Below are 24708 nucleotides of genomic sequence, written 5' to 3'. Positions count from 1 at the left end.
GAAAACTTACATCAGGTCTTATATCTAAACTAATTTATTTATTTAATGCTTCACAGGCGTTCATTACTGCCAGTTTTACATGCGCATAAGTCAAGCCGCCCTGCACGTATACGGTGTATGGCGGCCTTACCGGTCCGTCTGCTGTCAGCTCTAGGCTTGCACCTTGCATAAATGTCCCTGCCGCCATTATGACCTGATCATTATATCCGGGCATTGGTGCAGGATATGGTGTTACATGGGCATTAACCGGAGATTGTGTCTGAATAGCCTGACAGAAAGCAATCATTTGATCTGCTGCAGGGAAAGTCACAGACTGGATTAAATCAGTTCTCTTTTCTTTATAATGCGGTGTAGTTTCATAGCCTTGGTCTGATAAGTATTTAGATGTGAATATCGCTCCCCGAAGAGCTTCGCTAACAATATGCGGTGCAAGAAAAAGTCCTTGAAACATTTCCTGAAGCATCCCCAAACTTGCTCCTATCTCTTTTCCTATCCCGGGCGCGGTTAACCGATTTGCAGCCCTTTCAACAAGCAGCTTATTCCCTGCAACATATCCACCTGTTCTGGCGATCCCGCCGCCGGGATTCTTAATTAGTGATCCTGCAATAAGGTCTGCACCAATTTCAATTGGTTCCCTTTTCTCTACAAACTCTCCATAACAATTATCCACAAATATTACGACATCACTGCTTAATTCACGGACTTCCGAAATAATTGTCTGCATTTCATTTATGGAGATGGACGGGCGGTTATCATAACCCTTTGAACGTTGTAATGCAACAACCTTGGTGTTGTTACTCATAGTTGCTCTCACCATCTCCATATCCACTTTTCCGTTCTTTAAAGGAACTGATTGATATTCTATCCCGAAATCCGTCAGTGATCCCATATCATCTCCATTTGACTGGATAACACTTTCCAAAGTATCATAAGGCTTACCCGTTATATATAATAACTGGTCGCCTGGTCGGAGTATTCCGAAGAGTGCTGTAGTAATTGCATGTGTACCTGAAGCTATCTGGGGTCTGACTAACGCATCCTCAGCTTTAAATACTGTGGAATATACTGCTTCTAACTTATCTCTTCCATAGTCATCATATCCGTAACCGGTTGTTGGATTAAAATCACTGTCACTTACCTTGTTCTCCCGAAAAGCTTTCAGAACTTTTTCCTGATTATATATTTCTGTTTCAGCGATTTCACTAAAGATTGGAGAAATCGCCTTTTCTGTTTCTCGCAATTTATTTACTGATATCATTCTTGATGGTACTCCTTTATCTCTTTCATTATCGGATGATTAGGATCAACAAAGCCGCTAACCTCATAACCCAATAAATGATCCTGGTATGTTTCTTTATCCATAATCGTATATTGTTTCAGCTTTGACAAAACTTTGCCATTACCTTCAGGAATAACACAATGGTAAGATTCCCATAAATTCTGGATCACCTTTTCAATATCGCATTTAAGCTGCATTAGATCCTTTTCCTCCAATGCACTCAACAGCATATATGGATGGCTGTTCGGCACAAAATTTTCCCCATTAATTAAATCTTTCTTATTATATAAAGTAATTACTGGAATACTACTTGCATCCAATTCATCCAGTAAGTTCAATACAGTTGATTCATGATTATCTCTGTCAGGTGCGGCAACATCAATAACATGCAATATTAAATCCGCTTCTTTCACTTCCTCTAATGTGGACCTGAATGCTGCAATTAATGCTGTCGGTAAATCCTGTATAAATCCTACTGTATCTGTAATAATTACCTCTAACCCACTCGGCAGGTGCATTTTGCGAGTTAACGGGTCTAATGTCGCAAATAATTTGTCTTCCTGTAATGATTCACTTTTTGTTAAGTTATTAAACATCGTTGATTTACCTGCATTTGTATAACCTACCACTGCAATTTGAAACAATTGGTTTTTTCTTCGGTTATCTCTATATTGTTCTCTTTGATTAACGACAGATTTTAATCTTTGCTTAATTTCATCCATTCTCCGCTGGATATGACGCCGATCCGTTTCCAACTTCGTTTCCCCTGGTCCTCTGGTTCCTATACCACCGCCCAACCGGGATAATTCAGTACCTTGCCCATGAAGTCTTGGTAACATATAGGCATACTGCGCTAATTCTACTTGTAATTTTCCTTCCTTTGTTCTTGCTCTGCTTGCAAAGATATCCAGGATAAGCTGACTTCGATCTATTACACGTACTTGTAATTCTTCCTGCAGATTTCTAATTTGACTGCCCGATAATTCTTCGTTGGCGATAACAACATCGATATCTTCATCTTCTGTCAGCTCTTTAACTTCCTGTAATTTTCCTTCACCGAGGTATGTTGCTCTATGAGGTGTAAGTCGTTTTTGAATAATCGATTCAACTATCGTTCCATTAGCTGTATTAGCCAATGCCTCTAATTCACTAATAGAGTAGTGAAATCTTTCTTCATCTGATTTATCTTTCATTACTGCAATGATTAATACCCTCTCTATTTGGATCACCTTCTTTTTTTATTTGGTTTAGCTTCTGTTAAAAGTACATTGATTATGAATCCATAATTACAGTATAAGAAAATGGCGCTATTAGATGGTAATAGCGCCATTGTTCTATTCTTTATCTAAATTAACATTTTTAGCTGGAACAAATGTAGATATCGCATGTTTGAAAATGAGTTGTTGTTTTCCTTCCACTTCAATAAGTACAGTGAAATTATCAAATGCTTTCACAATTCCTCGTACCTGAAATCCATTAACAAGGAAAACCGTAACAGGAATTCTTTCTTTTCTAAGCTGGTTTAAATACTGGTCTTGAATATTTACTGATTGAGACATTATGTATCCTCCTCATTTTTTCTCTATAGAATACTAATTCTATTTTTTTCTTAAGAATCCTTCTAAATCTTTTAAAATATTTTCAAAAACTTGATCCTTAGTCTCTGGCAGTATTCCATACCAGTGTACTGACATTTTATTACGGAACCAAGTGTATTGCCGTTTTGCAAATCTCCTGGAATTCCTCTTTAATAACTCTACGGCCTGGTCAAGTGAGATTTCCCCTTTAATATAGGGTAAAAGTTCCTTATAACCAATTCCCCGCATTGCCTGGGAGTACTCCAGCCCTTGATCAACCATCCGCCTTACTTCCTCAAGTAATCCTTGTTCCAGCATTGCTTCTACCCTGCGATTAATTCTGTTGTAAAGTATGGTTCTTTCCATTTCAAGTCCAACAATATAAGGATCATAACGTGACTCATGTTGCCGCTGTTGCTGTTCAGTCATTGTAAACCCAGTACGGTCGTAAACTTCTAACGCCCTTATCAGTCTTCTTTCATTGTTGGGGTGAATCTTGGCTGCCTGATCAGGATCAACCGTTTTAAGTCTGTTATACGCTGACTCTATTCCCTTTTCTTTGATTTCCTTTTCTATTTCTTCTTGATAGTCCATACTTCTGGCTTGGTCACTAAAGTTATAATCATAGAGAACTGACTGAATATATAACCCTGTCCCTCCGGCTATAATGACCGTTTTGTTACGTGAGTAAATGTCATCGATGCACTCTCGCACTCGATGCTGAAAATCTGCAACAGAAAAATTATCTCCCGGATGTAAAATATCAATTAAATGATGTGGGATTCCTTTCATCTCTTCCTTTGTTACTTTAGCAGTCCCAATGTTCAGGTGACGGTATACCTGCATCGAGTCACCACTGATTACTTCACCATCAAATTTCTTTGCTGCTTCAATACTTAATGCTGTTTTGCCGACTGCTGTCGGTCCAACAATAACAATGATCTTTTTTCTCATACTTAAGTCCTTTCACGTGTTGGAAGCTTCATCCTTAAGTATACATGAATGAGCGTTTAAATTCATCTGTCACATAATGCGTTTAAACATCTTCTCCATTTCATATTTCGTAAATTGTATGATAACCGGTCTGCCATGAGGACATGTGAAAGGTTCTTCACATTTTCGTAAATCATCCAGTAATCGTTCCATATCGTTGTTATTTAAATAGTGATTCGCTTTAATTGATTTTTTACATGACATGAGAATGGCAGCGTCTTCCCTCAGTTTATGAATATTGATCTTTTGTTCTCTTATAAGTTGATCAACCATGATACGAATGATTTCTTCCTCATCACCTTTAGGGAACCATGCAGGGTGTGTTCTTACAATATAAGCATTTTGGCCAAAGTTTTCAAAAAATAATCCTACCTTTTTCAGTTCATCTTCATACTGGCTGATAATTAATGCTTCCTGTGAGGTAAATTCAAATGTTATTGGCACTAATAAGTCCTGCAAAATACTATCCACATCGCCAATTTTCTCTTTGAAATATTCATATTTTATTCTTTCCTGAGCAGCATGCTGGTCTATTATATATAGACCTTCTTCATTTTGGGCAATTATATATGTGCCATGATGCTGACCAATCGGATAGAGAATTGGAATTCGTTCTTTTTCGAGAGTATGTTCTGGTATATTTATTTCTTCAGAATTACTAAGTGCTTCAACAGTGTTCATAGAATTAACTGCGCCTTCACCAGTAGGCTCATTAACCTCATTTACATTTGCCAACACTATATCCTGTTCATAAAACCGGTTTTCTTTCTTATTAGTATCTTCAACGGCATTTTTTTCTGCTGTCGGCTCCCAGGTGGTTTGCTCAAAATTAAAGCTGTGTTGGGCAGACTTTTGCTTCTCCACTTTTGGCTGACTACCTGAAGGTATGAGGGTCTCCTTGTGAAATGCTTTTTTTATCATTTGTTCAATTGCTGAAAATAGTTCTTTTTCTTTACTGAATCTTACTTCAAGCTTAGTCGGATGAACATTCACATCAATCAGTATCGGGTCCATTTCAATATTCAGTATAACAATAGGTTGCCGTCCAATTGGCAATAATGTGTGATAACCATCAGCAATTGCCCTTGCAAGTCCAAGATTTCTAATTATTCTCCCATTGACTACTGTGGTTATATAATTCCTGGAAGAACGGTTTATCTCCGGTTTGGCTATAAAGCCGTGAATCGAGTAATCTGTTGTTTGTGCTGAAACTGGGATCATTTTTTTTGCCACAGACATACCATAGATTGCTGCAGCAATTTGTCTTAGATCCCCTTTTCCAGTAGTTTGGAATATTTTCCTCCCGTTATGAATTAATTCAAATCTTATTTTTGGATGAGAAAGTGAGATTCGATTAATAATATCAGTTATGTGGCCTAATTCTGTATGCACTGTTTTTAGATATTTCAATCTGGCGGGTGTATTAAAAAAGATATCCTGAACATGAATCTCCGTCCCTTTTCTCGCATCACTTCTGCTCTCCGATTGTAAATGCCCACCTTCAAATTCTAAAACAGTTCCAGCTTCTTCTCCTGTTGAGGTTTGTATTCGCAAACGGCTGACGGCAGCGATACTAGCTAATGCTTCCCCGCGAAATCCTAGTGTTCTTACATGGAAAAGGTCAGACTCATTCTTTATTTTACTTGTTGCATGACGCAGAAAAGCCTTTTTACATTCACTATGGGGAATGCCGCTCCCATTATCTGTTATTTTAATCGACTGCAGCCCTGCTTCTTCAATTTCGACTTTAATCCAGTCACTTTTCGCATCAACACTATTTTCGACAAGCTCCTTTACTACAGAGGCTGGTCGCTCGACAACTTCACCTGCAGCTATTTTATTTGCTAAGTAATCAGGCAGTTCGATTATATTCATCTAATTTCGCCCCTTCATTCCTTTCACTTTTTTCTGCAGTTCGTATAGTTTATTCATTGCTTCCATTGGAGTCATTTCAAGGATGTTCCATTGATTTATTAATGCAACAACATTCTCTTCTGCTTTTGATTGTTTACGGGTGTTGTTTTTTTCTTCAACAAAAAACGTCATCTGCTCCTCCTGAAGGTTGGTTTCCCTCTTTTGTTGTGACTCGGTTGGTTCAACATTTTTTGTCTCCAGTTGTGTCAGAATTTGCTGCGCCCGATCGATAAGGGCATCAGGTAATCCAGCAAGTTTAGCTACATGAATACCATAACTCTCATCAGCTGCACCTTGGTGAATTTGGTGTAGAAATACAACTTCTCCATTGATTTCTTCTGCCTTGACATGGATGTTTTTCAAACCTGCCAATCTTTCTCCTAAACTGGTCAATTCGTGATAATGAGTAGAGAATAAAGTCTTGGCATGGATATGATCATGAATATATTCCATTATTGACTGGGCAAGGGCCATACCATCATAGGTACTAGTACCCCGTCCTATTTCATCTAAAAGAATCAAGCTATTATTTGTTGCATGATGAATAGCGTGGTTAGCTTCCAACATTTCAACCATGAATGTACTTTGCCCTGACACAAGGTCATCAGCTGCCCCTATTCTGGTAAATATCTGATCAAAGATTGCGAGCTCCGCATGTTTTGCAGGTACAAAGCAGCCAACCTGTGCCATTACGATTGTCAATGCTAATTGACGCATATATGTGCTCTTACCGGACATATTCGGCCCTGTTATTAACAGCATAAATTTATCTTCATCAAGCTGAATATCATTAGGTACAAATGACTCATTTTTCATTACTTTCTCTATTACAGGATGCCGGCTTTCTTCTAATCTGACTGAATGCGCCTTACTGAAAGTTGGCCTTACATAATTATTCTCTTCACTCACTGTAGCGAAACTTTGCAACACATCAATCTCACTTATTATATCAGCCAGTTTTTGTAATGCCGGAATGTATGTTTTTACCTTGTCACGAATTAACAGGAACAATCGGTATTCCAAATCAACACTTTTTTCATCAGCTTCCAAAATTAGTGCTTCTTTTTCTTTTAATTCACTCGTAATAAATCTTTCTGCATTAGTTAGTGTCTGTTTACGTTCATACCGGTCATCAGGGACAAGGTGCAGGTTTGCTCTTGTTACTTCAATATAATAGCCGAACACTTTGTTGTAACCTATTTTCAATGATTTAATATTTGTATTTTCCTTCTCTTTTCTCTCCAGTTCTGCAATCCAGCTCTTCCCATTTCTTGAAGTATGACGGTACTGATCCAGTTGTTCATCATAACCATCCTTCAAGAGACCACCATCTGTTATTGAGACAGGCGGATCTTCGGCAATACTCCTATCCAAAAGCTCTCTTAATTCCTCCAATGGATCAATTTTATCACCGAGTTCCTGTAAAGTTGTATGATTAAATTGTTTTAGTAATTGTTTAACATAAGGAATTTTTGATAATGAATTTCTCAATTGCAAGAGATCCCGTGCATTTACATTACCAAAGGAAACACGGCCTGATAAACGCTCTAAATCATAGATTGACCGGAGTGATTCACGAACACCTTCTCTTTCCATAAACTGATCATACAATCCGGTAACCATCTCTAGCCTTCTGTCAATTAACTGACGGGAAAGCAGTGGCCGCTCCAGCCATTTCTTTAATTTTCTTGCCCCCATTGCTGTTACAGTTCGATCAATTACCCATAGGAGACTACCATATTTTTCATTTCTCATCATCGAGTGAGTAATTTCCAGGTTCCTTTTAGAATACATATCTAATGTCATATATTCTTGTAACTCGATCACTTGCGCTTTCTTTAAATGGTCGATCGAACGCTTCTGCGTATGATATATATATTGAAACAATAATTTACAAACATATTGTAATAATGGTTCATTAACACTCTCATTTAAATAATCCATCTGGTCAGGAATTTCCTTAGAATGAATCGCAGACGACACTGTTAATTGCATTTTTTCTTTCAGATCATCTCTGAATGATTCATTAATACTGTCATCAATCACTATTTCTTTGATCGGCCGATTATAAATCTCGCTCAAAACAGAAGACCAATCATTTTCAATCTTCATAACAAATGTATCTCCTGTCGACATATCCGTATAAGCAAAACCAAACATTTGTTCATCACTTGCATGCAATACCGCCAGATAATTGTTTTCTTTATCTTCTAGCATTTGGCCTTCCATTATTGTTCCAGGTGTAATTAATTGGACTACTTCCCTCTTAACTACCCCTTTGGCGGTTTTTGGATCCTCTACTTGTTCACAAATTGCTACTTTATATCCTTTTTCTATCAGTGTTTTTATATAGTTTTCTGCAGAATGATGAGGAACACCACACATCGGTATACGATCATCTTTTCCAGCATCTCTGCTTGTTAAAGTGATTTCCAGTTCCTCAGCAGCTTTTACCGCATCCTCGAAGAACATTTCATAAAAATCACCTAAACGAAAAAATAAAAAGCTGTCTTTATACTCTGCTTTTATCTTTAAGTATTGTTGCATCATTGGCGTATAACCCATTATCTTTCCTCCAAAATCTATAACTATTCATCGACCATTATAACATATCAGTTATGATATATATTCTACAGTGACTTTTGTTTTGTTACACTATTTGATACATCCAGTGCTGTACCCAACAGCATTTCCATTCATTCACTGGATTGATATTTTTCATCATCTTCACTAGTCAATATTTCCGATCATTAATTTGCATCCCGAAACTCTCCCTTGTTCTAATCTCAATCTGTTATTCTTTATTTTATCACAGCGCTCCACACACTTAATACTCACCGAGTAATAATCTCAATTTATTTTCTTAAAATTACTGATCCTTATTTAAAGACTAACATTCTAGAACTTTTCATAACTAAAATCGATAAAAAAATACAGTGTGGTCTTCTCCACACTGTAAGTATTATTCCTCTTCATCTTTATTTGCCAGGAAATCTGGATCTAATGACTCTAATTCTTCATCAGAGATTGACAAATCCCAGTCATCATCCTCATAAACTTTCCCTTTTGGATCTACTTTTACGCAAATTTTAGTATCACCAATCACTTCAACCAGGAATTCTCGTTCAACATCTACTTTAATTTTGTTTCCTCTTGTATCAATTGTACATTCCAAACAGTTTGGCTGCTGAATTACTTTGGCAACTACATCACAATCGTCACCTAATTGATGTTTGTCACGGATAGAGAGCGCAACTGTATCACAGTATTCTACTCGTTCTGATACTACTTCTGTTTTAGTATTATCACTGAAAGCATACCATACATTCGCTTCATAGCTGCCATGAATCTCTACTACGTCCTTTTTCACTAACTTTGCCTGATAGTTATGATTAATAATCCAGCATCCTAATATACTTGATGGTCTGTGAGATGGTGTAATGGTATTCGTTTCCTGGCTGAACTTTCTCCCTTTACCTATCACCGCTTTTGTAATAATCTCCCTGTATTGCTGGTCAAGAAAAGACATTGAATGTTAACCTCCCTTTCATTTCAATCCATCATATGCGAGATATTCACCTATAGTGCCTAAACTTTCTTAAAAGTTAACAGGCTATAGATTCTAATCCATCCTATGCAAATGCCTAGAATTGTGTACATAAATGAAAGAGAAGTTCCATATCATTCGATTAGCTTACCATTAAATGAATATTCTCATAAAAAATTAGCGGAGTAAGGATTAACAGTGATGTCCTTTGCTGGAACCTGTTTGTCCAGCCAATACATCTCCGCCTGTTGAGCGGATCACTTCATTGGTGATTTCTCTTGCAATGGTGTTAGACACAAGTTGTAATAAATCATTGATAACTACCTGTGATTCTTTAAATTCCTGCACCACTGGAATCTCATCTATTTCCGCTTGCAGTCGATCTATTTCTTTTTCAACACGTTTTAACGCTTCTTCTTTTCCGTATGCCTGGAAGTTGACTGCCTGTTTCTGTAATGCTTTAATTTTTTTAATCGTTGCTTGAATTTTATTATTATCATTTAATTTTGCTTCTAATTGTTTAAAACGTTCTATCTCCTCAATATTTGCCATCATTTTAGCTAAATTATGTGCTTCAGCAATTACTTCATTTCTTGTATACTTTGCCATTTAGTTCACCTCTACTACTGACTCAACCAACTCACCATCTAATGTCCAAGTCTTTGTATTTGTAATTTTCACTTCTACAATTTCTCCAATAATGGATTTCGGCCCTTTGAAGTTTACCAGCTTATTGCGTTCTGTATAACCTGATAAAACTTCCGGGTCTTTCTTACTTTCACCTTCAACTAATACTTTTACAATTTGACCTTCATATTTTTTCATTGCTTCTGCTGATTGTTTATTTACAAGCGCATTAAGACGCTGCAGCCGTGCTTTTTTCACTTGCATAGGAATATTATCTTCCCATTTTGCAGCAGGGGTGCCTTCTCTTGGTGAATAAATAAATGTATAAGCACTTTCGAATCCAACTTCTTCCACAAGTGACATCGTTTCTTCAAATTGCTCATCCGTTTCATTTGGAAAACCGACAATAATATCTGTAGTTAATGTTGCATTCGGCATCGCCTCACGTATTTTTCGGACTAATTTGAGATAATCTTCTCTCGTATATCGTCTTGCCATTACTCGCAAGATGTCTGAACTTCCGGATTGAACAGGTAAATGAATATGATCTAATAAGTTTCCGCCTTGAGCAAGAACTTCAATCAAGCGATCATCAAAGTCACGAGGGTGTGATGTAGTAAATCGAACTCTAGGAATATCGATTTTATGAATCTCGTCCATCAAATCACCAAGACCATAGTCAATATCCAGATCCTTGCCATATGCATTTACATTCTGACCAAGAAGGGTGATCTCTTTATAACCTTGTGCTGCTAAATGACGAACCTCCTGAATAATATCTTCCGGACGTCTGCTTCTTTCTTTACCACGGGTATATGGCACAATGCAATACGTACAGAATTTATCACATCCATACATAATGTTTACCCATGCTTTTATTTTTCCATTTCTTACTTTTGGTAAGTTCTCAATGATGTCGCCTTCTTTGGACCATACTTCTACAACCATTTCTTTTCCAAACATAGCTTCATTGATTAATGTTGGTAAACGGTGAATGTTATGTGTACCAAAAATCAAATCAACAAATGGATGTTTTTTCAGAATACGGTTTACCACTGACTCCTCCTGCGACATACAGCCACAGACACCCAGAATCAAATCTGGCTTCTCCAGTTTAAGTGGTTTTAAGTGTCCAATTTCACCAAATACTTTATTCTCCGCATTCTCACGGATTGCACACGTATTTAATAAAATAATGTCCGCTTCATTCGTGTCATCTGTTGATTCATATCCCATATTAGTTAGAATACCTGCCATTACTTCTGTATCATGTTCATTCATTTGACAGCCATAAGTACGGATTAAAAACTTTTTCCCTTTTCCCGCTGCTTTCATTTCCAGCGGAATATCAAAATCATAATGTATATCAACGTCTTTTTTTCTGCGGCTTCTTGCTTTTTTTAAATTTGGCGGTTCATATGTTGTTTGGAAATATTTTGATATCAATTCATCACTTGATAATTTTTTTAGACGGTTCAGGTTTTCATTCGTCTCGGATTTTACGTCCGGCGAATTTCCCTGTCTAATTTGCTGACTTTCTAATCTCTGTTTTTCGTTCATATTATGTCTCCTTTCTTACCCCTAATCAAACTACTTCATCTATTATATGGGATATGCCGGCGAATTACAAAGACATTCGCTAATTAAAAGGGGATTTTTTAATGAAATTATCACATGTTATCCTATTCAGTACACCCTGCGGCAGCTTCTTTTTCAGGTAGTCTATAAATATAGGATAATCAGAGATAGATGTAAGCCCATCAACAAGGTCATCGCTTCCATCAAAGTCTGATCCAAATATTATATAGTCTTCTAATCCTGATTCTATCAAATAGTTGATATGTAAGAAGAGATCCTCGAAATTTGCATAGTTTTTGTCTGTTACAAATTCACGAACAAAATTTATACCAATTAAACCTTCTTTATTGATTAAAGCAAGGATTTGCTGATCATCTAGATTTCGTGGATGTTGAGTAACAGCATGGACATTGGCATGTGAGACAATCGGATATTCAGCAATTTCAAGAGCATCAAAAAAACCTTTATAAGACGCATGAGCAAGGTCTATCCAAATCCTTTCCTGATTTGCCAATTGAATTACGTCCCGGCCAAACTCTGTTAGACCGGATCCACGACTTTCCATAATCCCGTCAACAACAAGGTTAGGCACATTCCATGACAGACCAATCATTCGAACTCCTAAACGAATCAGTGTCCGCAATTTAAAAAGGTCATAACCGATTAAGTCAAGTCCTTCAACTGTGAGCATCGCTCCCTTTTCCGCTTCCTCCAGACCATGGATATCCCTTTTATTCAGTATCAATTTCACATTGGGATAAGGCTTTATTATTTTCTCGAAAAAAATATCAGTCATCTGCAAGGCAGCTGCAAATTTAGCTTCAGAGGGTACAGTTGGCGGAACAAAAATAGCAAAACATTGGATTTTCACATTACTATCCATCCACTTTGAATAATTTACTGCAAGTCTCGGGTCATTATGAAAGTCATATTGATTTTCCCAGATTTTCCATAATGCATCGCAATGGCAATCTATCAATCTGATCCCCCTCTTTTATTCCAATTAAAAACCTGTTTGTCCAATACAAACAGGTTACTTAACAAAAAACAGGTTATCTCGGTTCGACAATTAGTTTAATCGCTGTACGTTCTTCATTATCAATCATAATATCAGTAAAAGCTGGAATACAAATGAGATCATCTCCGCTCGGAGCCACAAAACCACGTGCGATAGCAACTGCTTTCACTGCCTGATTTAGTGCACCCGCACCAATTGCCTGAACTTCTGCTGAGCCACGTTCTCGTACGACATTTGCAAGTGCGCCTGCTACTTTATTCGGATTTGATTTTGCTGAAACTTTTAATATGTCCATTCCTGGTACCTCCTTCAATTCCTATTGTTATCCCACTTTTACTATATTCTTCTATATGAAAGATATTCCTTTTTATTATGAACGATTATTAGTAAAAATTCAAATTTTATCACAGTGCGAGGCATTCTGAAAAGCTGCTAATCATCATGCGGGGATCTGAAACTAAAACTGACCAAAAGTCTCCTTTTAACATTAGTATAGCATGATCTAAATAACATTCATGAAAAGAAAGGATGGTCGTCATTAATTTGGATTCTCTCTATGTTGCTTGCATTTCCAGTAGTGGAATCCACATCTATAATTACTGCACTCAATTGCTTCCTTCCATCTTTCGGTACTTCGAATCTTACAGGTAATCCTGTCAAAAATTTCTTCAAAACTGCATCTTTACTTGTTCCTAATATTTCGTCATAGGGTCCTGTCATTCCTACATCACTAATATACGCTGTTTGATTTGGCAAAATTCGGTCATCTGCTGTTTGTACATGTGTATGAGTGCCGACTACTGCACTTACTTTTCCGTCTATATACCATCCAAATGCCAGTTTCTCACTGGTTGCCTCAGCATGAAAGTCTACAAAAATAATGTTTGTTCTCCTTTTTGCAATCTCAATTAATTCCTCTACTTTTCTAAAAGGATCATCTACAGGGTTCATAAAAGTCCTGCCAAGAAGATTGATAACTGCTATCTCTTTTCCATTGGATTTGATAAAAACTATCTCATTACCCGGGGTCCCTTCAGGCAAATTTCCTGGTCGAACCATATAAGGAGCATCATCAATAAATTGAAATATGTCTTTTTTGTCCCAAGTATGATTGCCCATTGTTATGGCATTTGCTCCCCACTCAAGTAGATTTTTATAAATCTTTTCCGTGATACCTTTTCCGCTCGCGGCATTTTCTCCATTCACTATGGAAATATGGGGCTGATACTTTGCTTTTAACTTTGGTAAATATTCCTGCACCATATCCCTGCCTGGTGAACCTACAACATCTCCGATAAACAAAATTCTCATGTAACATACCCTTTCTATTTAAAAACATCTGATAATAAATAAAGTGACCAAAAATGGCCACTTTATTTAGCATATTCGACAGATCTTGTTTCCCTGATAACTGTTACTTTAATATGACCCGGGTAATCCAGTTCATCTTCGATCCGCTTTCTAATATCTCTGGCAACTTTCGATGCTTCCAGATCATCAATCTCGTCAGGTTTGACGATAATTCGAATTTCGCGTCCTGCCTGAATAGCAAAAGACTTCTCTACACCAGCATAGGATTCAGAGATTTCTTCAAGTTTCTCTAATCGCTTAATGTAGTTTTCAAGTGTTTCACTTCTGGCACCAGGTCTTGCTGCTGATAAAGCATCAGCTGCAGCAACAATTACAGAAATAACTGATGTTGGCTCCTCATCACCATGGTGTGACGCTATTGCATTTACGACAACATCATTTTCTTTGTATTTACTTGCAAGCTCCTTACCAATTTCAACGTGACTGCCTTCCACCTCATGGTCGATTGCTTTCCCAATATCATGAAGTAATCCAGCTCGTTTTGCAAGTGTTTGATCTTCGCCAAGCTCAGCAGCCAACAGTCCGGATAAATAGGCGACTTCCGTTGAGTGTTTTAGAACGTTTTGACCATAGCTTGTTCTGTATTTTAAACGGCCGAGAATCTTTACTAAATCCGGATGGAGTCCGTGGACACCAACTTCAAAAGTAGTTTGCTCACCAAAATCTCGAATATATTCATCCACTTCTCGCCTGGACTTATCTACCATTTCTTCGATTCTTGCCGGGTGGATTCGTCCATCCTGAACTAGTTTCTCTAATGCAATTCGTGCTATTTCTCTACGAATCGGATCAAAACCAGATAGAATGACTGCTTCCGGGGTATCGTCAATGATTAGATCTATCCCTGTAAGTGTTTCAAGTGTTCGAATGTTTCGGCCTTCACGACCAATTATGCGCCCTTTCATCTCATCATTTGGAAGATTTACTACAGAAACAGTTGTTTCAGCGACATGATCTGCAGCACAGCGCTGTAAGGCAAGTGAAAGAATATTTTTGGCTTTCTTATCTGCCTCTTCTTTTGCTCTGTTTTCGGCTTCTTTAATAATTAGTGCAGTTTCATGAGTGACTTCTTCTTCGACACGTTGTAAAATAACATGCTTAGCCTGGTCAGTCGTATATCCAGATATCCGTTCTAATTCTGCTTGTTGCTCGCTTAACATTGCTCCAACTTTGCTTTCCATTTCTTCAATTTGTTGTTGTTTTTCTGTTAGCGAACTTTCTTTCTTCTCTAACATCAGCTCACGCTTATCCAACGTTTGATCTTTTCGGTTAAGATTTTCTTCTTTTTGCATGAGACGACTTTCAAGCTTCTGAATTTCCAATCTTCTCTCACGAAGCTCTTGTTCTGCTTGTTGACGAATTTTATGGTTTTCATCTTTCGCTTCAAGTAACGCCTCTTTCTTCGCTACTTCCGCATTTCTATAGCCTTCTTCAACAATTTGTTTTGCTAATTCCTCTGCACTCGAAATCTTCTTCTCTGCAATTCTTTTTCGAATCAGATAACCAACAACAATACCGACAAATGTAAGCAAAATGGAGATGATAATTGTTAACAATGTATCCATACTTTCACCTCCTCTTGCTATAAACTTGTACAAATTTTTTCAGTCGGCATGTACAATGAATACTTAAATTTAAAATATAATGTATAACAATTTTTTAAATTATACATTATAATTTTAATCTCCAATACATGTGATGTCAAGGATTGTAAGATTTTATTCCTTATTCATATATAAAGGAGAATTCTAATACAGTCAAAAACAAGCAAACCTTACTGTAAGCGCCTTATTTTCACTTAGTAAAAAAGCTGGATATGGATATCTATAGATACCAGACCCAGCTATCATAATCAATATTTCTTACGCTTCTTCATCCAAAAGAGACCCTTGCTCGTCAAATTCCTCATTTACGGGTACTTCTTCGTCTAAACCATAATGTGCTCGAATAGCCAGATAGATCTCTTCAGCCATTTCCGGGTTTTCCTTTAAAAATTGTTTAGAGTTCTCCCGTCCCTGACCAAGACGTTCTTCATTATAGGAGTACCATGCACCACTTTTTAGCACAATATCTAAATCTGAAGCTATATCGAGTATCTCACCTTCTCTTGAAATTCCTTCCCCGTACATAATATCCACTTCTGCCTGCTTAAATGGTGGCGCAACTTTATTCTTCACTACTTTAATTCTTGTTCTGTTACCTACCATTTCATTGCCTACTTTTAGTGTTTCTGCTCTACGTACTTCCAGTCTTACAGAGGAGTAGAACTTCAGTGCCCGTCCACCCGGAGTAGTTTCCGGATTACCAAACATTACTCCTACCTTCTCACGAATCTGGTTAATAAAAATAGCTGTCGTTTTTGATTTATTAATCGCACCTGACAGTTTTCTCAATGCCTGAGACATTAACCGCGCTTGAAGACCAACATGGGAATCTCCCATTTCTCCTTCAATTTCTGCTTTTGGTACTAATGCTGCAACCGAATCAATTACAACCATATCAATCGCACCACTGCGAACTAATGCTTCCGCAATTTCAAGGGCCTGTTCTCCGGTATCAGGTTGGGATAATAACAGTTCATCAACATTTACTCCCAGTTTTCTTGCATACACGGGATCCAAAGCGTGCTCTGCATCAATAAATGCTGCCTGCCCGCCTGCTCTTTGTGCTTCTGCAATGGCATGAAGTGAAACAGTCGTTTTACCAGAAGATTCCGGACCATATATTTCTACTACTCTACCACGTGGATAGCCGCCAACGCCTAATGCAACATCCAAAGTAACAGATCCACTGGAAACAGTAGCTACCTTTTGTTCTGCCGACTCTCCCAGTTTCATAATTGAACCTTTACCAAATTGTTTCTCTATTTGTTTTAACGCCTGATCCAAGGCTTGTTTTCTATCACCCATTCAATTATTCCTCCTTTATATCACTAGTTCTATCTTACAATGTTTTCACACATTTAACAAGCAATAAACGAATAAATGTTCCCTTTTTTTAATATTAAAATTGATTGAAATCTACTAAACTCCGTTTATAAAAAAGCACTTTCCCTTATTTTGAAGAAGGAAAGTGCTTTTTTTGCTTATTTTAAATTTATTAAAAGATAGTACAATAACTCAAAGGCTTTCTTAACTGACCTTCTACGGATTATATCTCTGTCTCCGCTGAAGTGCATCTTGTACTGATGGACCCTTTGCAAATGGTCGTTTATTGATATATATACAGTTCCTGCATCATTATCTTCATGCTTACCTGGTCCTGCTACTCCAGTAAAACTTATTCCTATATTACTTTTATATAACACTTTCACTTGTCTGGCCATAGCCTCCGCACATTCGTTACTGACAGTACCATGCTGCCGGATTAATTCCTCTGAAATATGAAGTACGTCCGTTTTTGCATCTGCCTGATAAACGACTGCTGCTCCTTTGAATATGGCTGATGAGCCTTCCATATCAACAATTGATGATGCAAATGCACCGCCAGTTAAGCTTTCAGCACTAGCTATTGTCAGCTGATTATCTTTTAGTAAATTAAATACTTTATTTTCAATAGTCTCGCTATCATACCCATATAAATATTGACCGACTCGTGCAGTAATTTTCGCTTCTGTTTCATCAATTAGCCTGCTCGCCTGTTCTTTAACTGGTGCGTTAGCCGAAATTCTAAGTGCCACTTCTCCGTCGGAAGCAAGAGGAGCGATGGTCGGATTTGTCTGATTTGATATAACATCCTGCAATTCATGCTCCAATTGAGATTCCCCAATACCAATAAATCTTAAAACCTTCGAAAATATTACATTACTTAATGCAAATTTATTCATTAAAAATGGCAGCATGTGCTCCCTCATTAAGGATTTCATCTCTCTTGGTACACCTGGCATAAACAAGTAAATCGTATTATCATACTCCACAACTATTCCTGGAGCGATACCAGTTGAATTTTGGAAGACTTTTGATCCGGTAAATACATTTGCCTGTTTCCGATTATTAGGAGTCATCAGGCGGTTGGTCTTTGCAAAATATTCTTCCATTTTTTTAATTGTTTTCTGATCTTCTTTTATCTCTAGTCCAGTCATATTCTGAAAAGCTTCGCGAGTAAGATCATCTTCAGTGGGCCCTAACCCGCCTGTTACAAAAACTATGTCTGACCGGCTGTGTGCCAGAGTAAATACACTTGTCAACCGTGCTAGATTATCACCAACAACACTATGATAATATACAGGTATCCCGCTGTCAGCCAGTTTCTCCGACATCCAGGCAGCATTTGTATTGGAAATTTGCCCTAATAATAACTCTGTTCCAACTGAAATAATTTCCGCTTTTAACTGCCGTGTCATTTTGAATCCTCCATAACATGCCAGTTCTTAGCAAAATATTCTGCTCCTGATATCACGGTAATAATTAATGCAGCATACAGCAATATATCGTCAATAGGAATACCTGCTCCATTGAAAGGGAAGTTGTGCAGTAATAAGATAATAATAGCAAGAATCTGAATCACTGTTTTTAATTTCCCCATTTTACCTGCTGCCAGAACGATGCCTTCACCTGCTGCCACAAGTCTCAGTCCGGTTACTGCAAACTCCCTGCTGATAATAATAATTACAACCCAGGCAGGAGCCATTTCTAATGCAACTAATAAAATGAAAGCAGCAGAAACTAATAGTTTATCTGCCATTGGATCAAGAAATTTCCCTAGATTTGTCACAAGGTTATACTTTCTTGCATAGTAACCATCTAACCAGTCAGTAGCAGAAGCAACTGCAAAGATAATAACAGCAACAAAATGTGACAAAGGGATTTCAGCAGCTCCAGCTGATACAGTCCCCCAATCAAATGGAAATGATAGCATAAGGATAAAAAAAGGTATTAACATAATTCTTGAGAGCGTAATCTTATTTGGTACATTCATGTCTATTTCACTCCTAAAAGATTAAATATTACTGCCTGTAATGCAGAAACAATTATTTCATTCTACACTCATCGGTTCTTTCAGTAAAAATACCCTCTTTATTCTCCAGACAAAGAGGGCAATGACACCTATTAATTAATATTAACCGTCATATTCTGCGGTGTTGTACTATCACTAAGTTCCTGCGGTAACTCAATCGGATTTCCGTTTACATTCATACTGATAGAAAAAGGTTCCCCAAACACAACATTAACTTGCTGTAACTCCGTAATAGCTACTTCAATAGGGCTATTAGAAGTAGTTAACATCTCAAATACAAGTCGTTCACCACTCTCATTGTATACTTCCAGCCAGTTTTGTCCGGTAGTTTCAAAAGATAATATTAACTCCTCGTCAGTTGATTCCACATTATAGATTAACTCATTATTATTAAAAGACTCCAAGGAAACATTAGTCGCAGGCTCTTCCTCATCCTCCTGATCCTCATTGTTCTCATCGCTTTCACTATCTGTATTTTGTTCCGTATCACTTTCATCAGGCTGGTCATTATCTGAGTTTTCCGGAGGCATTCTTACCTCATCACCAGGTCCCTCTCCTGTTTCAGCCGGCCGATCTGCTGTATTATCATTACCATCAAAAAATCCCTGCTGAAATAACCATACGACAACACCTATACCTATCACAAGTAATATAACAATGATAGAGGGAAGGAAAGAAAAAACAGCTGGAGTTTTTGTTATCGCCTTATTCTTTTTGCTGCTATTCACACGTGAAAGTACTACTTTTTCCTCTTGATCAAAGGGTAAGTCTTTTTCATACTCACTCATTAATGCTTCCGGGTCTAAATCGAGTACTGTCGCATACTCTTTTATAAAAGCACGAACATAAAAGGAACCTGGCATTACATTAAATTTCTCTTCTTCAATCGCATTTAAATAACGTGTCTGAATCTTTGTTTGTTTCTGGATATCATTCAATGTGAGATTTTTCGCTTCACGTTCTTGTTTCAGCCTTTCTCCAATTCCCATTTATAACACCATCCATCAATCTATTATCTTAGTTATCAAAATTCAATATACACAATTTTCGAGCTTTACTGACATTCACTTAGCATATGTCTATGTATGACTAATATTGTTTATTGAAATTGTTAAATTATCACATATGACAATCATATCTTAAATTGGTCTTGATGAAAAGAGAAATCCCATGAGAATTTTATAAAAATTCAAAATTATTCTTCCGAAGATAAATATAGAAAAAGCCCTAAATACACAACAATAAAGCTATGCTATCTAGGGCTTATTTCACATTTGTTTCTTACTACTTTGATCCTTCGTTTTGAACAAGCTTCACCATAATATTGGCAATGGCATGCTGCTCATTCTCATCTGCAGCGTTCCAGAGATCCCGGAGAATTCTTTCCTGGTCATTCTTTGCCTGAACCTCTGTTGATAAGTAGTTACCAATGTCATATGCTAATTCGGATACTGCTTTATTACTGATTCCATTACCTTGCGCCTCGTGTAATCTGTCGCCTAAAAAGTCTTTCCATGATTCAAAATTATCAATCACAGACATGTTCATACCTCCTTTTTTAGATGCAATTATATTTTTCGTTAATTACAGAAAAATATGCGCCTAATTTAAGGAAATATCACAGCATTTAACTCCAGCCTCCGTTTACCCGCAAGATCTCCCCGGTAATGTATTTCGCTCTATCGCTCAATAGAAAGGAAACAGCATCTGCGACATCTTCCGGCTGTCCGGATTTTTGCAGAGGAATGTCGGAAACAAGCTCTAATTTTTCCATTTCAGATAAATGGTGATTCATCTTCGTATCAATAAATCCGGGACTAACCCCATTTACATGAATCCCGCTTGGGCCGGTCTCTTTGGCTAACGCTCTGACAAATGTATTCTGGGCACCTTTTACTGTCGAATAGGCGACTTCACAGCTTGCTCCCACTTCTCCCCAAATGGAAGTAATTAATACAATATGCCCTGTCTTAAGGGTAATCATTCCAGGAAGGACATGCTGCGTAATCCGCCATAATGCTTTCACATGTAAATGTAGAAGACGATCCATGTCCTCATTGCTAAGATCCTGAATTAATCCAATGGTAGAGGTGCCGCTAGCAAAAACCACTTTATTTATATCCATGTGCAATTGGGACAAAAAAAACTGTAATCCTTCTTGTTTGCTTAAATCAGCCCGTATTAATTTAATAATCTGATCTGCATTTATTTCATTGATCAAATTCCTTATCGAAGCTTCATTTTGGTGATAATGTAATATTAATTGGCAGCCCTGACCTGCTAACTTTTTTGCAATCGCTGTACCAATCTCACCACTAGCTCCTACAATTAAACACGTATTCCCCAATTTTTATCACCTGTTCTATTCCTCATTCTGCACAAAGCAAAAAGAAATTCTTTCCTCATCAATCCATGTTGAAAGGAAGGTCTGTAAATCTTCATACCTTAATTGCTCTAACCATTGTATGCTTTCGAACAAATCAATCCCTAATAACTGGTAATGGGAATACTGATTCGCAATAAACTCCAAGGAATTCAAAGACCTTAATAAATGTCCAAGTTTTTTCCTTTTTATTCTCTCAAATGTTTCCTGATCCACTTTTTGCTCATTGATTCCAAGCAACTCTGCTTTGATAGTTTCAGCAAGTTTTTCAGGTTCACTTGTGTTTCCGCCGATAATAGAAAAACCAAAACCTTTTTCTAAATGTGTTTCACAACTAAATGACTGGTCAATCAGTCCTTCTTCATAAAGCTTTTCATAACTTACACCACTTCTAGAAAATAATGCATCCATCAAGATATCCATTAACCATTCTTTTTCCATAAATGCTTTCGGATCTGATGGTATGTCTGTTTCCTTCACACCAACCAGTGCTTTTGGTACATTAACAGGCATTGTGACATGTAATTCCTTCTTTGCTACTTCTGTCGGTTCTTCAGGAAAGTTTCTTTTGATCGGTTCAGGTTGTTCAAATGTCTTAGCTGCCTGATTTTCTTTAATCAGTTCCATTGTTTCCTTCACATCAACATTTCCTGCAACGAATAACACCATGTTACTTGGATGATAGAATGTATGGTAGCATGTATATAAATCGTCCTTCGTAATATCCTTGATTGATTCAACAGTTCCTGCGATATCTATTTGAACAGGATGCTGTGAGAACATACTTTTGATTGTACCGAAAAATGCCCGCCAATCCGGCTGGTCATCATACATTTTAATTTCCTGTCCAATAATGCCCTTCTCTTTTTCCACAGACTGCTCTGAAAAATAAGGATCCTGGACAAAATCAATTAATATTTTTAAATTCTCCATTATCCGTGATGTAGCGGAAAATAAATAAGCTGTTTTAGTAAAAGAAGTAAAAGCATTCGCAGATGCACCTAATTTGGAAAAATCATGAAAAACATCCCGGTCTTCTTTTTCAAATAACTTATGTTCAAGGAAATGAGCGATCCCGTCTGGGACTGTAATATAATCACTTTCTCCTAATGGCACGAAACTTTGATCGATCGAACCATAATTTGTGGTAAAAATAGCAAATGTTTTCGCCATTTCATGCTTTGGTAAAATAAAAACACGCAATCCATTTGGGAGTGTCTCTGTAAAAATCTTTTCATCAATTTGTTCATAAGATAGTTCTTTCATTTTCTTATACCCCCTCACTTGTTAATAAATAGATCATATCTAATTTTATTTTTTCCGCAACTTTTAATACATCCTCTTTCGTTACCTTTTTTACATTTGCAATTAATTGATCAGGTAACAGAGAGGACTTAGCTAATACTCTTTGGTAATGTAATTCGATCATTCCTTGAGGATTGTCTAATGTTTCTTTTAACTGGTTAATTGTCATTTCTTTCGTTTCATCAACTTGCTGATCAGTAAATTCACCTTGTTGCATCTGATCCATTTGCTCTAAAATTATCTCTTTTGCCTTCTCATATTGTTCGGGTGCAATACCGCTAAAAACAAATAATAATCCTTTATGGCTTTCAATTCTCGATGCTGCATAATATGCCAGGCTGTGCTTCTCACGGACATTCATGAACAGTTTGGAACTTGGGAAACCTCCAAAAAGGCCATTAAACACATGCAAGGCAGCATAATCAGTATCATCATATAAGATATTTGTCCGATAACCAAAATGTAATTTTGCTTGTTGAATTTTATCCGTTTCAATCAACGTATCTGCTTGGCTATTTTTTGAATAAGGGATAGTCTTTTCCAAATTAGGCTGTTTCTCCCGTGATACAATCCTGTCAATTTTACTATCCATTGGCAGATTCTCTATATCCCCTACGACAAAAACATCTAAATGGTCATTTTGTAACATATACTGATAATACTTATAGAGATCAGCCGGTGTAATGTCAGCTAAATCTTCCTCAAAACCGTGCACTCTTAATCGGTATGGCTCGTCTGCACACATTTCTTCAATCAATCTGGTATTGGCGAGGCTCATTTTATCTTCAGTTAACGCGTCCATTTTGCTTTTTAATGTCTTCTTCTCCCGGTCGAATATCTTAGGATCAAATCCACCATCTTTCGTTTTCGGTGAATAGATTACTTCCTGAAGCAGAGCCAAACTATCGTCCAGTAAAGAAGTCTTATTGGAAAGATAACGTTCATTTGCTAATTCCATCCGGATTGTTGTTATACTTTTTTCTCCTTTTTTGCTGCTATCAATATGTAAAATAGCACCATACAGTTCATCTAACTTCTGTCTCAGCTTGGTTGCCGTCGGATAATTCTCAGTACCCTGCTGCAATACATATGGTAACAGTGCACGCTTTGTTACAGTATCTCTGTTTAAATTTGCTGTGAATTTAAAGGATATATTTATTGTCTTAAACTTTTTTGTATGTAACAAATGTAAGTCATAACCTTTTTTTTGAATAAGCTTTTCCATTACCATGCTCCTTTTTAATTTATCTTTAAAATAACTTACCTATATTGTATCATCTTATCATTTATATTATGCTTATGCGACGAATACACTTTTACAGCTGACAAACCGCAACAGTTACTTTAAAATAAACCATCTCTTTCACAAAGTAAGGTTAGTACAGATATTTTCTCCATTTAAAAAAATCCGGCTGTTAACCGGATCTTTTCATTTTTTATTTTCTTTTTCTTAATACATAAAAACTGAATACATCAGCGCGAAAGAAATTAGCTGAATAAAGTACAGGTTCATTATCTTTAGTGTAGTGCATCTGTCTTAATAACAACAACGCCTGATCAGGCTCACAATGCAGTAATGGTGAGATTCTTTCATGATAGCCGATTGGTTCGATATATGCTACCGCATAGTCGATATCTTTTTTTGCATATGCCTTTAAGGCAGCAAAGATGGATTCTTGTGAGTGAATTAGTTCTAAAGGCAGCAATCGATGATCCACCCGATCAATACAATAGACAACAGGATCACCATCTGCCGTTCTCAGTCTTTCTAATTGCGCAAATGTATCAATTTCTAATGGAGCGAAACGTTTTCTATCTTCATCAGTAGGTGCTGTTAATTCTGCTGAAATATACTGGACACCCGGTTTCTTACCAGATTGCCTAATCATTTCGGTTACACTGCCAAGTTGTTCGATACCGGAAGACAAGATAGGTTTCGAATGGACAAAAACCCCGACACCTGGCCGGCGAATGATAATATTCTCCCGTTCTAAAATAGTGAGTGCTTCTTTTACATCCTTTTTCGACACACCAAACTGTTGAGCTAACTCATATTCAGATGGTAATTTCTCTTTTTCTTTATAATGACCTTCTTCAATTAATGATTTAATTTGATTCAAAACTAAAGTAGATGATCCATTATTCGTATTAGATAGCATA

The 24708-nt window shown here is 37.1% G+C and carries 22 protein-coding genes; all 22 read right to left on the bottom strand.

Translation table 11 applies throughout. The features are described 5' to 3' along the window. Positions 1-34 precede the first annotated feature (34 nt). The 22 genes from BMW36_RS00895 to BMW36_RS00790 all read right to left on the bottom strand — a co-directional run bounded on the left by BMW36_RS00895 (position 35) and on the right by BMW36_RS00790 (position 24707). Positions 35-1258, bottom strand: coding sequence for a methionine gamma-lyase family protein (locus tag BMW36_RS00895; RefSeq protein WP_089738050.1), 1224 nt, complete (start codon positions 1256-1258; stop codon positions 35-37). Continuing rightward, positions 1255-2505, bottom strand: a complete 1251-nt coding sequence (hflX, locus tag BMW36_RS00890; protein WP_089738824.1) for a GTPase HflX — start codon at positions 2503-2505, stop codon at positions 1255-1257. The genes BMW36_RS00895 and hflX overlap by 4 nt, the downstream gene beginning before the upstream one ends. Before the next feature lie 108 nt (positions 2506-2613). Continuing rightward, positions 2614-2838: an RNA chaperone Hfq gene (gene hfq / locus BMW36_RS00885; RefSeq protein ID WP_089738049.1), complete on the bottom strand. Its 225-nt coding sequence runs from the start codon at positions 2836-2838 to the stop codon at positions 2614-2616. A gap of 39 nt (positions 2839-2877) precedes the next feature. Beyond that, positions 2878-3810, bottom strand: coding sequence for a tRNA (adenosine(37)-N6)-dimethylallyltransferase MiaA (gene miaA, locus BMW36_RS00880; protein ID WP_089738047.1), 933 nt, complete (start codon positions 3808-3810; stop codon positions 2878-2880). A gap of 69 nt (positions 3811-3879) precedes the next feature. Further along, on the bottom strand, positions 3880-5724 hold the full coding sequence (gene mutL, locus BMW36_RS00875; RefSeq protein ID WP_089738045.1) for a DNA mismatch repair endonuclease MutL: 1845 nt from the start codon (positions 5722-5724) through the stop codon (positions 3880-3882). Further along, the gene (gene mutS, locus BMW36_RS00870; protein ID WP_089738043.1) at positions 5725-8328 is read right to left on the bottom strand and encodes a DNA mismatch repair protein MutS; all 2604 of its coding nucleotides are present in this window, start codon (positions 8326-8328) and stop codon (positions 5725-5727) included. A gap of 397 nt (positions 8329-8725) precedes the next feature. Continuing rightward, complete coding sequence (locus tag BMW36_RS00865) at positions 8726-9292, bottom strand: outer spore coat protein CotE (protein ID WP_089738041.1); 567 nt, start codon at positions 9290-9292, stop codon at positions 8726-8728. 210 nt (positions 9293-9502) lie between these two features. Beyond that, a complete protein-coding gene (locus BMW36_RS00860; protein ID WP_089738039.1) occupies positions 9503-9919 on the bottom strand; it encodes a YlbF/YmcA family competence regulator in 417 nt (138 codons plus the stop codon). After that, positions 9920-11497 (bottom strand): tRNA (N6-isopentenyl adenosine(37)-C2)-methylthiotransferase MiaB, encoded by a 1578-nt coding sequence (gene miaB, locus BMW36_RS00855; RefSeq protein ID WP_089738037.1) that lies wholly within the window; start codon positions 11495-11497, stop codon positions 9920-9922. 79 nt (positions 11498-11576) lie between these two features. Further along, complete coding sequence (locus BMW36_RS00850; protein ID WP_089738035.1) at positions 11577-12494, bottom strand: dipeptidase; 918 nt, start codon at positions 12492-12494, stop codon at positions 11577-11579. 73 nt (positions 12495-12567) lie between these two features. Next, a complete protein-coding gene (locus BMW36_RS00845; protein ID WP_089738033.1) occupies positions 12568-12828 on the bottom strand; it encodes a stage V sporulation protein S in 261 nt (86 codons plus the stop codon). A 218-nt stretch (positions 12829-13046) separates the two neighbouring features. After that, entirely contained in the window at positions 13047-13844 is a 798-nt protein-coding gene (locus BMW36_RS00840) for a TIGR00282 family metallophosphoesterase (protein ID WP_089738031.1), read from the bottom strand. 62 nt (positions 13845-13906) lie between these two features. Beyond that, entirely contained in the window at positions 13907-15469 is a 1563-nt protein-coding gene (gene rny / locus BMW36_RS00835; RefSeq protein WP_089738029.1) for a ribonuclease Y, read from the bottom strand. A 297-nt stretch (positions 15470-15766) separates the two neighbouring features. Then, on the bottom strand, positions 15767-16813 hold the full coding sequence (gene recA / locus BMW36_RS00830; protein ID WP_089738027.1) for a recombinase RecA: 1047 nt from the start codon (positions 16811-16813) through the stop codon (positions 15767-15769). 176 nt (positions 16814-16989) lie between these two features. After that, positions 16990-18246, bottom strand: coding sequence for a competence/damage-inducible protein A (locus BMW36_RS00825; RefSeq protein ID WP_089738025.1), 1257 nt, complete (start codon positions 18244-18246; stop codon positions 16990-16992). Beyond that, the gene (gene pgsA, locus BMW36_RS00820) at positions 18243-18821 is read right to left on the bottom strand and encodes a CDP-diacylglycerol--glycerol-3-phosphate 3-phosphatidyltransferase (RefSeq protein ID WP_089738022.1); all 579 of its coding nucleotides are present in this window, start codon (positions 18819-18821) and stop codon (positions 18243-18245) included. Before pgsA ends, BMW36_RS00825 begins: the two co-directional genes overlap by 4 nt. A 131-nt stretch (positions 18822-18952) precedes the next feature. Then, a complete protein-coding gene (locus BMW36_RS00815) occupies positions 18953-19849 on the bottom strand; it encodes a helix-turn-helix domain-containing protein (protein WP_089738021.1) in 897 nt (298 codons plus the stop codon). A 295-nt stretch (positions 19850-20144) separates the two neighbouring features. Continuing rightward, positions 20145-20402: a DUF3243 domain-containing protein gene (locus tag BMW36_RS00810; protein WP_089738019.1), complete on the bottom strand. Its 258-nt coding sequence runs from the start codon at positions 20400-20402 to the stop codon at positions 20145-20147. Between the two features lie 85 nt (positions 20403-20487). Further along, positions 20488-21207, bottom strand: coding sequence for an elongation factor P 5-aminopentanone reductase (gene ymfI, locus BMW36_RS00805; protein ID WP_089738018.1), 720 nt, complete (start codon positions 21205-21207; stop codon positions 20488-20490). A 15-nt stretch (positions 21208-21222) separates the two neighbouring features. Continuing rightward, positions 21223-22509 (bottom strand): EF-P 5-aminopentanol modification-associated protein YfmH, encoded by a 1287-nt coding sequence (gene yfmH, locus BMW36_RS00800; protein WP_089738016.1) that lies wholly within the window; start codon positions 22507-22509, stop codon positions 21223-21225. Positions 22510-22513: 4 nt separating this feature from the next. Continuing rightward, positions 22514-23773, bottom strand: coding sequence for an EF-P 5-aminopentanol modification-associated protein YfmF (gene yfmF / locus BMW36_RS00795; protein ID WP_342707237.1), 1260 nt, complete (start codon positions 23771-23773; stop codon positions 22514-22516). Between the two features lie 211 nt (positions 23774-23984). Further along, a complete protein-coding gene (locus BMW36_RS00790) occupies positions 23985-24707 on the bottom strand; it encodes a GntR family transcriptional regulator (RefSeq protein ID WP_089738011.1) in 723 nt (240 codons plus the stop codon). Between the last annotated feature and the right edge of the window lies 1 nt (position 24708).

The organism is Gracilibacillus ureilyticus, assembly GCF_900111195.1.
Classification (GTDB): Bacteria; Bacillota; Bacilli; order Bacillales; family Amphibacillaceae; genus Gracilibacillus; species Gracilibacillus ureilyticus.
This window is presented reverse-complemented; position numbering and strand designations above follow the sequence as displayed.

Excerpts from the sequence above, each read along its gene's own strand:
- BMW36_RS00895 (WP_089738050.1), bottom strand. The coding sequence starts at position 1,258 with ATGATATCAGTAAATAAATTGCGAGAAACAGAAAAGGCGATTTCTCCA.
- hfq (WP_089738049.1), bottom strand. The coding sequence starts at position 2,838 with ATGTCTCAATCAGTAAATATTCAAGACCAGTATTTAAACCAGCTTAGA.
- miaA (WP_089738047.1), bottom strand. The coding sequence starts at position 3,810 with ATGAGAAAAAAGATCATTGTTATTGTTGGACCGACAGCAGTCGGCAAA.
- mutL (WP_089738045.1), bottom strand. The coding sequence starts at position 5,724 with ATGAATATAATCGAACTGCCTGATTACTTAGCAAATAAAATAGCTGCA.
- mutS (WP_089738043.1), bottom strand. The coding sequence starts at position 8,328 with ATGGGTTATACGCCAATGATGCAACAATACTTAAAGATAAAAGCAGAG.
- BMW36_RS00865 (WP_089738041.1), bottom strand. The coding sequence starts at position 9,292 with ATGTCTTTTCTTGACCAGCAATACAGGGAGATTATTACAAAAGCGGTG.
- BMW36_RS00860 (WP_089738039.1), bottom strand. The coding sequence starts at position 9,919 with ATGGCAAAGTATACAAGAAATGAAGTAATTGCTGAAGCACATAATTTA.
- miaB (WP_089738037.1), bottom strand. The coding sequence starts at position 11,497 with ATGAACGAAAAACAGAGATTAGAAAGTCAGCAAATTAGACAGGGAAAT.
- BMW36_RS00845 (WP_089738033.1), bottom strand. The coding sequence starts at position 12,828 with ATGGACATATTAAAAGTTTCAGCAAAATCAAATCCGAATAAAGTAGCA.
- BMW36_RS00840 (WP_089738031.1), bottom strand. The coding sequence starts at position 13,844 with ATGAGAATTTTGTTTATCGGAGATGTTGTAGGTTCACCAGGCAGGGAT.
- rny (WP_089738029.1), bottom strand. The coding sequence starts at position 15,469 with ATGGATACATTGTTAACAATTATCATCTCCATTTTGCTTACATTTGTC.
- recA (WP_089738027.1), bottom strand. The coding sequence starts at position 16,813 with ATGGGTGATAGAAAACAAGCCTTGGATCAGGCGTTAAAACAAATAGAG.
- BMW36_RS00825 (WP_089738025.1), bottom strand. The coding sequence starts at position 18,246 with ATGACACGGCAGTTAAAAGCGGAAATTATTTCAGTTGGAACAGAGTTA.
- pgsA (WP_089738022.1), bottom strand. The coding sequence starts at position 18,821 with ATGAATGTACCAAATAAGATTACGCTCTCAAGAATTATGTTAATACCT.
- BMW36_RS00815 (WP_089738021.1), bottom strand. The coding sequence starts at position 19,849 with ATGGGAATTGGAGAAAGGCTGAAACAAGAACGTGAAGCGAAAAATCTC.
- BMW36_RS00810 (WP_089738019.1), bottom strand. The coding sequence starts at position 20,402 with ATGTCTGTGATTGATAATTTTGAATCATGGAAAGACTTTTTAGGCGAC.
- yfmH (WP_089738016.1), bottom strand. The coding sequence starts at position 22,509 with ATGAAAGAACTATCTTATGAACAAATTGATGAAAAGATTTTTACAGAG.
- yfmF (WP_342707237.1), bottom strand. The coding sequence starts at position 23,773 with ATGGAAAAGCTTATTCAAAAAAAAGGTTATGACTTACATTTGTTACAT.
- BMW36_RS00790 (WP_089738011.1), bottom strand. The coding sequence starts at position 24,707 with ATGCTATCTAATACGAATAATGGATCATCTACTTTAGTTTTGAATCAA.